Source organism: Streptomyces sp. NPDC093097 (assembly GCF_044754325.1).
Classification (GTDB): domain Bacteria; phylum Actinomycetota; class Actinomycetes; order Streptomycetales; family Streptomycetaceae; genus Streptomyces.
Genome location: NZ_JBIVOW010000001.1, coordinates 597,848 through 610,218, shown reverse-complemented (window position 1 = coordinate 610,218; position 12,371 = coordinate 597,848). Strand labels below are relative to the sequence as shown.

General features: G+C 71.9%; 10 protein-coding genes. 5 read left to right on the top strand and 5 right to left on the bottom strand.

The annotated features are described in order from the left end of the window. Positions 1-68: 68 nt before the first annotated feature. Positions 69-509: an Lrp/AsnC family transcriptional regulator gene (locus ACIQE0_RS02515; RefSeq protein WP_030804095.1), complete on the bottom strand. Its 441-nt coding sequence runs from the start codon at positions 507-509 to the stop codon at positions 69-71. 213 nt (positions 510-722) lie between these two features. On the opposite strand from ACIQE0_RS02515, the gene ACIQE0_RS02510 reads away from it, so the two are divergent. Together ACIQE0_RS02510 and ACIQE0_RS02505 are read left to right on the top strand one after the other, a co-directional pair. Further along, positions 723-1,148 carry a hypothetical protein gene (locus ACIQE0_RS02510; RefSeq protein ID WP_366332915.1) on the top strand — a complete coding sequence of 142 codons (426 nt, stop codon included), beginning with the start codon at positions 723-725 and terminating at the stop codon, positions 1,146-1,148. 398 nt (positions 1,149-1,546) lie between these two features. Next, positions 1,547-2,704: a pyridoxal-phosphate dependent enzyme gene (locus tag ACIQE0_RS02505; protein ID WP_402328492.1), complete on the top strand. Its 1,158-nt coding sequence runs from the start codon at positions 1,547-1,549 to the stop codon at positions 2,702-2,704. Between the two features lie 55 nt (positions 2,705-2,759). On the opposite strand, the gene ACIQE0_RS02500 is transcribed toward ACIQE0_RS02505, so the two are convergent. Continuing rightward, entirely contained in the window at positions 2,760-3,932 is a 1,173-nt protein-coding gene (locus ACIQE0_RS02500; protein ID WP_366332919.1) for an acyl-CoA dehydrogenase family protein, read from the bottom strand. A gap of 366 nt (positions 3,933-4,298) precedes the next feature. On the opposite strand from ACIQE0_RS02500, the gene ACIQE0_RS02495 reads away from it, so the two are divergent. Further along, entirely contained in the window at positions 4,299-5,573 is a 1,275-nt protein-coding gene (locus ACIQE0_RS02495) for a glycoside hydrolase family 18 protein (protein WP_366332921.1), read from the top strand. Between the two features lie 177 nt (positions 5,574-5,750). On the opposite strand, the gene ACIQE0_RS02490 is transcribed toward ACIQE0_RS02495, so the two are convergent. Further along, complete coding sequence (locus tag ACIQE0_RS02490) at positions 5,751-6,407, bottom strand: TetR/AcrR family transcriptional regulator (RefSeq protein ID WP_402328490.1); 657 nt, start codon at positions 6,405-6,407, stop codon at positions 5,751-5,753. Positions 6,408-6,796: 389 nt separating this feature from the next. Here ACIQE0_RS02490 and ACIQE0_RS02485 point away from each other — a divergent pair, with 389 nt between their 5' ends. Together ACIQE0_RS02485 and ACIQE0_RS02480 are read left to right on the top strand one after the other, a co-directional pair. After that, positions 6,797-8,083: a GAF domain-containing protein gene (locus tag ACIQE0_RS02485; protein WP_402328488.1), complete on the top strand. Its 1,287-nt coding sequence runs from the start codon at positions 6,797-6,799 to the stop codon at positions 8,081-8,083. Between the two features lie 139 nt (positions 8,084-8,222). Beyond that, positions 8,223-9,746, top strand: coding sequence for an aldehyde dehydrogenase family protein (locus tag ACIQE0_RS02480; RefSeq protein ID WP_402328486.1), 1,524 nt, complete (start codon positions 8,223-8,225; stop codon positions 9,744-9,746). A 179-nt stretch (positions 9,747-9,925) separates the two neighbouring features. Here ACIQE0_RS02480 and ACIQE0_RS02475 read toward each other — a convergent pair whose 3' ends face one another. Together ACIQE0_RS02475 and ACIQE0_RS02470 are read right to left on the bottom strand one after the other, a co-directional pair. Next, positions 9,926-11,932 carry a beta-N-acetylglucosaminidase domain-containing protein gene (locus ACIQE0_RS02475; RefSeq protein WP_402328484.1) on the bottom strand — a complete coding sequence of 669 codons (2,007 nt, stop codon included), beginning with the start codon at positions 11,930-11,932 and terminating at the stop codon, positions 9,926-9,928. Beyond that, complete coding sequence (locus ACIQE0_RS02470; RefSeq protein ID WP_366332931.1) at positions 11,929-12,330, bottom strand: hypothetical protein; 402 nt, start codon at positions 12,328-12,330, stop codon at positions 11,929-11,931. The genes ACIQE0_RS02475 and ACIQE0_RS02470 overlap by 4 nt, the downstream gene beginning before the upstream one ends. Positions 12,331-12,371: the final 41 nt, after the last annotated feature.

Below are 12,371 nucleotides of genomic sequence, written 5' to 3'. Positions count from 1 at the left end.
CGCCGCACCCTTGGGACGCAGCGTGACGCGCGCCGGGCACCGCGGAGATCCGCCGGAAGCGCCCGGGGTCAGATCCGCGGCGGGCGGGACTCGTAGGGGGTGGAGAGCACCACCGTGGTGCGGGTCGAGACGCCGGCGAGGGTGCGGATGCGGGTGAGCAGGTGCTCCAGCTCCAGCGGGGTGGCGACGCGGACCTTGAGGATGTAGTTCTCGTCGCCGGCGACGCTGTGGCACGCCTCCAGTTCGGGGACCTCGGCGAGCCGGTCGGCGATGTCGTCGGGGGCGCTGGGGTCGAAGGGTTTGACCGAGATGAAGGCGGTGAGCGGCAGGCCCACGGCCTCGGGGTCGACGATGGCGGCGTAGCCGCGGATCACCCCGCGCTGCTCCAGGCGGCGCACCCGCTGATGCACCGCCGAGGTGGACAGGCCGGTGGCCTTGCCCAGGTCGGTGTAGCTCATCCGCCCGTCCTTGACGAGCAGATCCACGATTTGTCGGTCCAACTCCTCCACCCGCTCAACCTACTGCGCGCAGGCGCGTGCGCGCACCGCGCGCCCCATCTCGACCACCTGTACACCGACCCGTGTGAGGAACGCCACACCGGTGACGCGGGGTCTGTGGGGCGCCCGCGATTATGCGCCCGGCATGAAGGGCATTGCTGGTGTTGGCCGAGACCGCCGGTCACACGAACGAAGTCAGCGGTCCGAGTGGCCCACCCGAGGGGGATGGACATCATGCGACGCCTGAAGCAGGACTCTGCCGTGGCCAACGTCGCCGCCCAGGAGGGCGACAGTTTCGGCTTTCCGGTCGAGGACGACGCGGACGATGCCTTCGACACCTATGAGATCTACCGTGTGACCTGCCCGGACTGCCGGCAGCCGATCGCGCTGCTGGCGGACGAGGACACGCTCCCGGAGCACGCACTGTGCCCCTCGCCGTGGAACCCGTTCGCGCTGGCGGTGTGCCAGGGCTCCGGCCGGCCGGCGTCCGACGCCCCCGACACCGACGACATGATGGACACTCACGAACAGGACGCCGCCATCCTGTTGACGCTCCCCGAGGGCCTGGACTGGCGCCGCCAGCCGTTCTCGCACCCCGGCGGTCCGGGCGAGCGGGCGGCCCGGGTGCCGCGCTCGCGTCGCCGGAGCTGAGCCGTCCGCCGGCCGCGGCGCAGCAGCGGCGGCCGGCAAGCGTCACCTCCCCCACCCACGCAGACACCAGATGCCGTGGGTGTGCTGGATGCTGCCCGGGTGCCTGGGACCGTACCGGCACCGCAGAGGCGAGCAACTCGACCGATCCCGCTGGGACTTGCGCCCGCGGGCGGACGCGGTCGGGGTCGCGTGGGGCGCCGAGGGCGCCACACAGTCAATTCCTGTCGCATGCCTGAGACATGACGCCCGGTGGTGCGCGGTCGACGGCGCGGATCCGGGCGCAGCGCGGCGAGGCGTCACACCCCTGGCATATGTACGTGGCGCAGTGCGTCTGCGCCTGTTACCGTCGCGCTCGTTCCCGTGGCCCCGGACCGATCTCGACCCCAGGAGCGACGATCATGCCCCCACTCCCTCTGCACTGTGCGCGCTGCGGTCATGCCGCGGACGACTTCACCGGCTGCCGGTCCTGTGCCCGCGACGGCATCGGCGTCAACACCCCGCCCCCGCTGGCGGATCTGGCCGGGCTGGACCTCGCGGCGTACCCGGGCGGCCCGTGGGGCTGGCCGGCGGCGCTGCCGGTGCCGGGCCCGCCGGTCACCCTGGGCGAGGGGAACACCCCTGTCGTCCGACTGCGCTCCGACGCCCGGAACGCGGCCCAACCGGCCGCCGACGGGCCCGAGTTGTGGCTCAAGTACGAGGGCGGGAATCCGACCGGTTCGCACAAGGACCGGGCGATGTCGGTCGGGGTGGCGGCGGCGCTGGCGGCCGGCGCGGACACCGTGGTCGCGGCGTCCTCGGGGAACGCGGGGGCGTCGGCGGCGGCCTACGCCGCCCGGGCCGGACTGCGCTGCGTGGTGTTCACCACCGATGCGGTGCCGGCCGGGCTCCGGGCGCAGATCGACGCGCTGGGGGCGGAGCGGGTGGTCGTCCCCGGCGGCGGGGAGGCGCGGAACGTGGCGATGACCGAGGCCGTCGCGGAGCGCGGCTGGTATCCGCTGACCAGCTTCGCGGCGTCCAGGCCGGGCAGCAATCCGTACGGGAACGAGGGGTACAAGTCGGTCGCCTACGAGCTGGCCCGGGATTTCGCCGGGCGGCGGATCGAGGCGGTGGTGGTGCCGACCAGTCGCGGGGACCTGCTGGCCGGAATCGCCCGCGGCTTCCGGGAGTTGGCGGAGGCCGGGCTGATCGCCGCGATGCCGCGGCTGGTGGTCGCGGAGGCCACGCCGGCGGCGCCGTTCACCGCCGCGCTGCGCCTGGCCGACCGGGCCGAGCAGGAGCGGGTCCGGGTCGAAGCGGGCCCGTCGGTGGCGTTCTCGCTGGGTGGGGACCGGCCGTGCTGGCAGGGACTGGACGCCCTGTGGCGCACCGGCGGCACCGCCGTGGCGGTGGACGACGAGGTGGCGCTGGCCGAGCACCGGCGGCTGGCCGCCGAGGGGGTGCTGCTGGAACCGTCGTCCGCGGTCTCGGTGGCCGTGGCCCGCGACCTGGAGGTGGCACCCGGGGCGCTGGTGGTGGCGATCGGGACGGCCACCGGCATGAAGGGGCTCGGCGACTGATCCGACCGGGCGGGGCGGGCCGGCGCTGCGGACAGCACCGGCCCGCCCCGTCGGCTCAGCGGGACTCCGGCCCTGCCAGGTGGCGGGCGATCACCATGCGCTGGATCTGGTTGGTGCCCTCGACGATCTGGAGCACCTTGGCCTCGCGCATATAGCGCTCGGCCGGGAAGTCGACGGTGTAGCCGTAGCCGCCGAGGAGTTGGACGGCGTCGGTGGTGACCCGCATCGCGGTGTCGGTGCAGAAGAGCTTGGCCATCGCCGCCTCCTTGGAGAACGGCAGGCCGGCGTCGCGCAGCCGGGCGGCGCTCAGATACAGCGCGCGGCCCGCCTCCACCTGGGTCGCCATGTCCGCGAGCATGAAGCGCAGGCCCTGGAAGTCGGCGATCGGGCGGCCGAATTGGCGGCGTCCGGCGGTGTAGGACAGGGCCTCGTCCAGAGCGGCCTGGGCGACGCCGATGGCGCAGGCGGCGATGCCCAGGCGGCCGGAGTCCAGGGCGGCGAGTGCGATGGAGAAGCCCTGGCCCTCGTCGCCGAGGCGGCGGGCGTCGGGCACCCGGACGCCGTCGAAGTGCATCTGCGCGGTGGGCGAGCCCTGCATGCCCATCTTGTGCTCGGGCCTGGCCGCCGAGAGCCCCTCGGCGTCGCCGGGCACGAGGAAGGCGGTGATGCCGTGGGCGCCGGTGCCGCCGGTGCGTGCCAGCACGGTGTAGAAGTCGGCCACGCCGCCGTGGGTGATCCAGGCCTTGGTGCCCTCGATGGTCCAGGTGTCGCCGCTGCGGGTGGCGCGGGTGGTGAGGGAGGCGGCGTCGGAGCCGGAGGCGGGCTCGGAGAGGCAGTAGGCGCCGAGCAGACCGCCGCCGAGCATGGCCGGGAGGTGCTCGGCGCGCTGCTCCTTGGTGCCGAAGCCGGCGAGAGCGTGACAGGCGAGCGTGTGCACGCTGACGCCGAGACCGACGGTGAGCCGGGCGGCCGCGAGCTCCTCCAGGACCTGGAGGTAGACCTCGTAGGGCTGGTCGCCGCCGCCGAACTCCTCGGCGTACGGCAGGGAGAGCAGGCCCGACTCGGAGAGCAGGGTGAACAGGGCGCGCGGGAAGTCGCCGGCTTCCTCCTCCTCCGCGGCGGCCGGCCGGATCTCACGCTCGGCGAGCTCCCGTACCAAGGCCATCAGGTCGCGGGCCTCCTCGGTGGGCAACCTGCGGTCCACCGGCGGGGGAACGTACTCGGTCATGGCGGCGCTCTCCTCCCTCTCGGGCGCTGCGGCGACGCGCGCCAGGGGTAGGGCGGCGGCGCCGGATTCCGTCGTGCCTGGCCGATGATCGCTTTCCGGGTCGCGGATGGCGATGACCTGCAGCTGTGGCGCTAGGAGTATGCCCGATCGGCGGCCTGGCGTCACGGGTTGATCAACTATTGCCCGGCAGAACCGGGCCACTTGGGGCGCCGCGCACGACCTCGGGGAAATTGGTCCGAACCATTGACTCACTGGTCTAGTCCTTCTACGTTCTCCTCCAACGTTCCGCGCGTTCATGCCAATTCGGCAGGCATGCGGGTGCCGGGACGCCGTCATGCCCACCCTCGCCCCCTCCGAGGAGAAGACATGCTCAGACCGCACCGGATGCGAGCGTCGCGGAAGTTGATCGCCACCGCGACCGCCCTGTGTACCGCGGCCCTGGCCGGCACGCTCTTCGCCGGCTCGGCCTCCGCCCACCCGGCGGACACCACCCCCACCCCCCGTCCGGGCACCGCGGCCCAGACCACCGCGGCCGGAAACAAGGTCGTCGGCTACTTCACCGACTGGGGCATCTACGACCGCAACTACCAGGTCAAGAACGTCGAGACCTCCGGTTCCGCGGACAAGCTCACGCACATCAACTACGCCTTCGGCAACGTCCAGGGCGGCAAGTGCGCCATCGGCGACGCCTACGCCGACTACGACAAGGCGTTCACCGCCGACCAGAGCGTCGACGGCAAGGCCGACACCTGGGACGATCCCAACGGCCTGCGCGGCAACTTCAACCAGCTGCGCAAGCTCAAGAAGCTGCACCCCGACCTCAAGGTGCTGTGGTCGTTCGGCGGTTGGACCTGGTCGGGCGGCTTCAGCGAGGCGGCCAAGAACCCGGCGGCGTTCGCCCAGTCCTGCTACGACCTGGTCAAGGACAAGCGCTGGGCGGATGTCTTCGACGGTATCGACATCGACTGGGAGTACCCCAACGCCTGCGGCCTGACCTGCGACACCAGCGGCAAGGACGCCCTGACGAACGTGCTCAAGGCGGTCCGCGACAAGTTCGGCCAGGGCAGCCTGGTGACCGCGGCGATCACCGCGGACGCCTCGGACGGCGGCAAGATGGACGCCGCCGACTACGGGGGCGCGTCGCAGTATGTCGACTGGTACAACGCGATGACCTACGACTACTTCGGCGGCTGGGACGCCGAGGGCCCGACCGCCCCGCACTCCCCGCTGACGTCGTACGACGGCATACCGAAGGCCGGATTCAACTCCACCGACACCATCGCCAAGCTCAAGAAGCTCGGCGTCCCGGCGAACAAGCTGCTGCTGGGCATCGGCTTCTACGGCCGCGGCTGGCAGGGCGTCACCCAGGACGCGCCGGGCGGCACCGCGACCGGTGCCGCACCGGGCAAGTACGAGGCGGGCATCGACGACTACAAGGTGATCAAGGCCCGTTGCCCGGCCACCGGCACGGTCGCCGGCACCGCGTACGCCAAGTGCGGTGACCAGTGGTGGAGTTACGACACCCCGCAGACCATCGGCACCAAGATGGCCTACAAAGACGCCCAGGGGCTGGGCGGGACCTTCTTCTGGGAGCTGAGCGGGGACACCCCGGACGGCGAGCTGATCAAGGCCATCAAGTAGCCCCGACAAGTGCGGGGTGATGCGGCCTCGCCAAGGTGGTGGGAAACACGGGGGATGCGAGCGGGCGGGAGGCAGCGGCCTCCCGCCCGCTCCGCGGTGTCCGGTCGCGGTCCGTCCCGGCCGGGGCCGCCGAGCGCTCTCCCGGCCCGGTCCGTCCCGGCCTGCGGCGCCGGTGCCTCAGAGCGGCGGGCGGGGCGGCGCCGGGCAGTCCGGCTCGTACTCCTCGATCAGGCGCAGGGTGTCGCCCAGCCCGCGCACCAGCAGCGACACCACGGTCTCGCGCGGCAGTTCCCGCTCCTCGATCCAGTCGAGGGTGACGCCCTCGACGCTGGAGAGCCAGCCGGTCAGTGCCGTCCGGGCGAGCGGGGGGAGGTCCTCGCGGTCCCAGACGCCCCGCGCGATGGTGGTCAGCAGCCGGGTGCGGACCCGGGCGCGGATGGCCAGCACCTCGGCGTCGAAGCCGACTCCGCCGGTGACGATCGCGCGGTAGGCGGCCTGGTGGTGCTGGGCGTAGCGCAGATAGCCGTCGACGGTGTGCCGGAGGCGCTCGGCGGGCGGCAGGTCGTGGGTGCTGCCGGCGCGCGCGACCAGTTCGGCCACCGCGTCCTCGATGATCGCCAGGTAGTAGCCGCGCTTGTTGGTGAAGTAGTAGTAGATCAGGCCCTTGGCGACCCCTGCCTGGCGCGCGATGTCGTCCATGGACAGTGCGTCGTACGAGGTGTCGGCGAACAACTCCTTCCCGGTGGCTATCAGTTCGGCGCGTCGTGCCTGGGACCGCTCGGTGCCCTGGGGTGTCCGAGAGGCCGTCCGTCCGCGCTGTTGACTCTTGTTCAAAATCCGCCCTAATCTCCAACTACCGAGAATTCCGCGCAGTATGACAGAACGTCAGGCGGGATCCTTCTAGTCTGCGGCGGGCTCGCGGACGGCTCCACGCAGCACTTCCCTTGCGCATTCGACCACTGCCCCGGGGAGGACGCAGTGAGCGGATCGAACGGCACGGCGCCCGAAGGGCGAACCCCCGGTCGTCCCGCCGTTCGTCTCCATGACGCGGGTGACCGCGGAGCAGGCGCTGGTCACCTCGGATCTGATCGTGGCGGACGGCCTGCGGCTCCGGGCGGGCGGCGCGGCCGTCTGAGCCGACGCGCCGGAGCGGGGTTTACGCCACCGTCCGGTGCGAGCACCATCCGCGTACGAGGCTTGGAGCCGTATCGGAGAGGTGACGCGTGGTCAACCCTTGGCTGGCGATGGAGGCGGGCGCCGATCCCGGCGAGCGCATCCGCACGGTGCGCAGGGCGCACGAGGCGTTCCTCGCCGACGGGACGGTGGCGCCGCCGATCCGGCAGGTCGTCGCCGACTCCTGGCGCCGTTCGGCGCGGGCGTGCGCGGCACCGGACGGGATGGCCCCCGTCGAACTCGACGAGGCCGCGCTGCGCAGCTACCGCGAGGCGCACCCGCTGGCCCGCGCGATGCCGGTCTTCCGGGAGCTGCTGGGCGGCATCGCCCAGGACGGGGCCCATCTGCTGGCGGTCTGCGATCCGCAGGGGCGGCTGCTGTGGGTCGAGGGGCACCGCGGGGTGCTCCGCCGCGCCGAGCGGATGAACTTTGTGGTCGGCGCCCGCTGGGACGAGCGCCACGCCGGCACCAACGCCCCCGGCACCGCGCTCGCCGCCGACCACGCCGTCCAGATCTTCGCCACCGAGCACTACAACCGGCGGGTGCAGCCCTGGACCTGCGCCGCCGCCCCGCTGCACGACCTGCGGACCGGCCGGCTGCTGGGCGCGGTGGACATCACCGGCGGCGACCACCTGGCCACCCCGCACAGCCTGGCGCTGGTGCAGGCCACCGCCCGCGCCGCGGAGGCCCATCTGGCCGCCTCCCCACGGGAGTTCGGTACGTACCTCACGGCGCTCGGCCGGGACGAGGCCCTGTTGGTGCGGGACGGTGAACGGCTGCGCCTCGGCCGCCGGCACAGCGAGATCATGGTGCTGCTGGCCCGCCACCCGGGCGGTCTGACGGGCGAGCAGCTCGCGGCGCTGCTGTACGGCGAGCGGGAGATGCGCCCGGTGACCCTGCGGGCCGAGCTCTTCCGGCTGCGCCAGCTGGTCGGCCCGCTGCTGCACTCCCGCCCGTACCGCCTGAGCACCCCGGTCGAGACCGACCTGTGCACCGTGGAGCGGGAGCTCACGGCGCGCCACCTCACCGCGGCCCTCGACGCCTACCGCGGTCCGCTGCTGCCGTCGTCGGAGGCGCCCGGCATCCGCCGGCTGCGGACCGCTTCGGAGGACCGGATGCGCCGGGCGCTGCTCACCGCCGGCGATCCGGACCAGTTGCGCGCCTGGGCGCACACGCCGTGGGGCGAACACGACCTGGAGGTCCGGGAGGCCCTGGTGGAGGCCCTGCCGGAGCGCTCCACGGCCCGCACCGCGTCCCTCGCCGCCGCCGGGCGGCTGCGCGTCGAGTACGGCCTGACCGGCGGTTTCACCGGACGCACCCGGGCCACCGCGGGCTGAGGAACCGCTCCGGCGGCCGCCCCCGCTCCCCCACCGCGGCCGCGCAACGTTCGCGCAACCTCCACCGCCCTACCCTCCCCCCACCGCCCGCCGCACGGGAGCGGCGGGGCGCACCAACGAACGATGGGGAGGCCGTCCCGTGGCACGTTTTGCGAACCCCGGTTCCGCCGATGCCGTGATGAGCTACCAGTCCCGCTACGACCACTGGATCGGCGGTGAGTACGTACCGCCCGCCCAGGGCCGGTACTTCGAGAACCCGACGCCGGTCGACGGCCGGCCGTTCACCGAGGTCGCCCGCGGCACCGCCGAGGACGTCGAGCGCGCCCTGGACGCCGCGCACGCCGCCGCCCCCGGCTGGGCGCGCACCCCCGCCGCCGAACGCGCCACCATCCTCAACAAGATCGCCGACCGGATGGAAGAGCATCTGGGGGCCCTGGCGGTCGCCGAGAGCTGGGAGAACGGCAAGCCCGTGCGGGAGTCGCTGGCCGCGGACATCCCGCTGGCCATCGACCACTTCCGCTACTTCGCGGGCGCGCTGCGGGCCCAGGAGGGCACCCTCTCGCAGATCGACGAGGACACCGTCGCCTACCACTTCCACGAGCCGCTGGGCGTGGTCGGCCAGATCATCCCCTGGAACTTCCCGATCCTGATGGCGACCTGGAAGCTGGCCCCGGCGCTGGCCGCCGGCAACGCGGTGGTCCTCAAGCCCGCCGAGCAGACCCCCGTCTCGGTGCACTTCCTGATGAGCCTGATCGCGGACCTGCTGCCGCCGGGCGTGGTCAACATCGTCAACGGCTTCGGCGTCGAGGCGGGCAAGCCGCTGGCGTCCAGCCCCCGGGTCGCCAAGATCGCCTTCACCGGCGAGACCACCACCGGCCGCCTGATCATGCAGTACGCCTCCGAGCATCTCCGCCCGGTGACACTGGAGTTGGGCGGCAAGAGCCCCAACATCTTCTTCGACGACGTCTCGCGGGCGGCCGACGACTTCCAGGACAAGGCCCTCGAAGGCTTCACCATGTTCGCCCTCAACCAGGGCGAGGTGTGCACCTGCCCGTCCCGCGCCCTGATCCAGCGCGGGCACTACGCGGACTTCCTGGCGGCCGGTGTGTCCCGTACGGAGAAGATCGTCCAGGGCCACCCGCTGGACACCGACACCATGATCGGCGCGCAGGCGTCCAACGACCAACTGGAGAAGATCCTCTCCTACTTCGACATCGGCCAGAAGGAAGGCGCCCGGATCCTCACCGGCGGCACCCGCGCCGAACTGGGCGGCGAACTGGAGGGCGGCTACTACGTCCGCCCGACCGTCTTCGAGGGCAACAACGACATGCGGATCTTCCAGGAGGAGATCTTCGGCCCGGTCGTGGCGGTGGCCCCGTTCTCCGACTTCGACGAGGCGATGACCCTGGCCAACGACACCCTCTACGGCCTCGGCGCCGGCGTCTGGACCCGCGACGGCTCCCTCGCCTACCGCGCGGGCCGAGCCATCCAGGCCGGCCGCGTCTGGACCAACTGCTACCACGCCTACCCCGCCCACGCCGCCTTCGGCGGCTACAAGCAGTCCGGCATCGGCCGCGAAACCCACAAGATGATGCTGGACCACTATCAGCAGACGAAGAACCTGTTGGTGTCGTACTCGCCGAAGAAGCTCGGTTTCTTCTAGAGGCGCGAGAAAGGCGCCTGACCTGGACTTTTGCCCGTCAGGCGCCTTCCGCTCGGCCTGCCGAGCCCGGGGCCCGGTTTACGTCGTAACTCCCAGTTTCTCCCATCGCTGTCCCGCTCCTGACCAGCCGTTCCGGACCAGTCGCGGACCAAAACCCCGGCCTGCCCTTGCTCCATGTCCTACAGGGATTTCGCGGCTCGGTGGATGAAGGTGTCGAGTACGCCGTCGGCGACCTTGACGTTGCCGTGCGGGCGGGTGGCGCCGGGGATGGTGCGGACCGCGGCCGCCTCGCGCGCGAGCCCGGCCGCTGCGGTGAACGAGCGGGTGGCCTTGCCCTCCTCACCCTTGGCACGGCGTTCGAGCCCGTCACAGGTGTGCTCAAGGGCCTTGGCCCACAGGGTGAGTGCGTCCAGCCAGGGCTTGGTCTCGGCGGCGAAACCCGGGTCGGTGACGGCTCTGCGGATCTCGGCGGGGGCTTCGGCGAGTGAGCGTGTCTGCGCGCGCAGTGCCGTGACCGCTTGGTCTTTCCTGCCCGTGCGCCAGGATCGTTCGACGGCATCCAGCCGGGCCTTGAGGGCGGGAGCTGCGGGCTGCCACGGTGTGCCGGTCCAACTGGGCGCCAGGTGCTGGGTGTCGAGGAAGGTCAGCAGGGCGCGGGTGCCTTGCGGGTCGTGGGCGGTCATGTGTGCCGCGGCGCTGTGCCAGGAGTCAGTGGGCCGGTAGGCCTGCGGGTTCCAGGAGTAGTCGGCGCCGGTGAATTCGGCGATCTTGCTGGCCGATGCCTGGTTCATCGGATTGAGCGCGACGCCGCTGAGGTGCTCGCCGAGCCTGGGGGTGCGCTTGGCGTAGGGGGCGAGCAGCAGGCGTCCGGCGGCGTGGTCGTAGTCGTTGGTGGGGTAGTTGTCCCAGAGCAGCACGTCGTGGCCCCACACGTCGGCGGCTCGGCGGGTCTGTGCGGTGGTGATGGAGGTGGGCACCACGTCGGCGCCCGTCCACCACACCTGCACGCGGTCGTCCAGGGCGCGGCGCAGGGTCTTCTTGTACGGGGTGTCGGCGAGGTCGCTGTACTCCGTGGGCACGAACTGCAGCGGGCGCATGCCGCGGTGCCGGTCGACGAACTCGCGCTGCACGCGGTTGGTGAGGTCGGCCTGAGCGGCGGCGGCGGACTGCTCCGAGACGGGCCCGTAACGGGCGAAGTCCGCGGCACCGTTCCATACGGGCAGCGGGTGGATGTCGTCGAAGGCCAGGGCGAAGTCCCTGATCCCCAGGTCGTACAGGGACTGGAGCTTGCCGGTCAGGGCCTGGCGGTCGCGCGCATTGTTGTAGGTGATGGACTTGCCCGGGGACAGGACATACGTGAAGCGCACGTGATGGTCGGCGGCGTGCTGGGCCAGCTCGGCCAGCTCGCGTTCCAGTTTCCTCGGGTAGCGCTCACGCCAGCGGTCACGTTCGTACGGGTCGTCCTTGGGCGCGTACAGGTAGGTGTTCAGCTTGACGGAGCCGTAGAAGGCGATCTGGTCCAGGCGTTCCGCGTGGGTCCAGGGCTTGCCGTAGAAACCCTCGACGACCCCGCGCAGCGGCATGGCGGGGTGGTCGACGACCGTGGCGCCCGCTATCCGGCCGTCGGTGGCCAGCTGGCTGAAGGTCTGGGCTGCGTAGTAGACACCGTCGCCGTCGGCGCCCGCGAGCAGCACTCCGGTATGGCCGTCGAGGTTGCCGGTGGTGATCTGGTAGCCCTCAGGCGGCAGTGTCCCGGAGGCGAAGGCCTTGCTGCCTCCCAGCTTGTCGGCCATGTGCGGAGCCGAGACGGTTCCGATGACGACGGTCAGCTGTCCTGCGGGAGGCGCGGCACCGCCGAGGGGAGAGACGCGGACGTCGGTGGCACCCGCGCGGCGCAATGCCGCTTTCACCAAGGTGACGGAGCGGGCGTCGGTGCCCTGTGCGGTGAGCAGGTCCACACGGAGCGGCACGGAGAGGTCGGGCCCGGTACGGCGTATCTGCTGTGGGGTCGGCGACACCCGGGGCAGGTCATTGCCGGTGACGGAGGTCCGGGTGATCGAGGGCGCATCGGGGGTGCTGCGGGGGCCTGCTGCGTGGCCGTGGTTTCCCGTCGTGTCCAGGGGAGCGCAGCCTGCGAGGAGTAGCCCGCTGCCCAGCCATGCGGCGACGGTCCTGCGGCGGATCATCGGCCGTGCTCCGTGCGGCGGGCACCGAGCAGGGCCCAGGTCACCAGCAGCAGCAGGACGAGCCAGCTGCCGGGCACCAGGAGGAACAGAGAGGTGGCGACGGAGGAGACGGGGTCGCCCAGTGGCAGGATCAGCCAGTACGCCACGGCACTGGTGAGGATCACCACCAGAGCGGCCAGCGGCCACACCAGGGCCCCCGCCACTTTGGCGCGACCGCTCCATCCGCGGGCCGGCAACCACACGGCCAGGCCGATCAGCCAGCCGACGACGGGCAGCAGGAACCCCCCGAAGACCAGTAGCACTACGGCTGTTGTCTGCGCGGGTGTGCAGCCGCGCACGGAGGTGCGGGGTACAGCCGGTGCGGGGCCGACCGGGGCGAGGGGAGGGGTACGGTTCATGGAGGTTCCTGTGGGTGCGGAGGGTACGGGCGGGCGCTCCT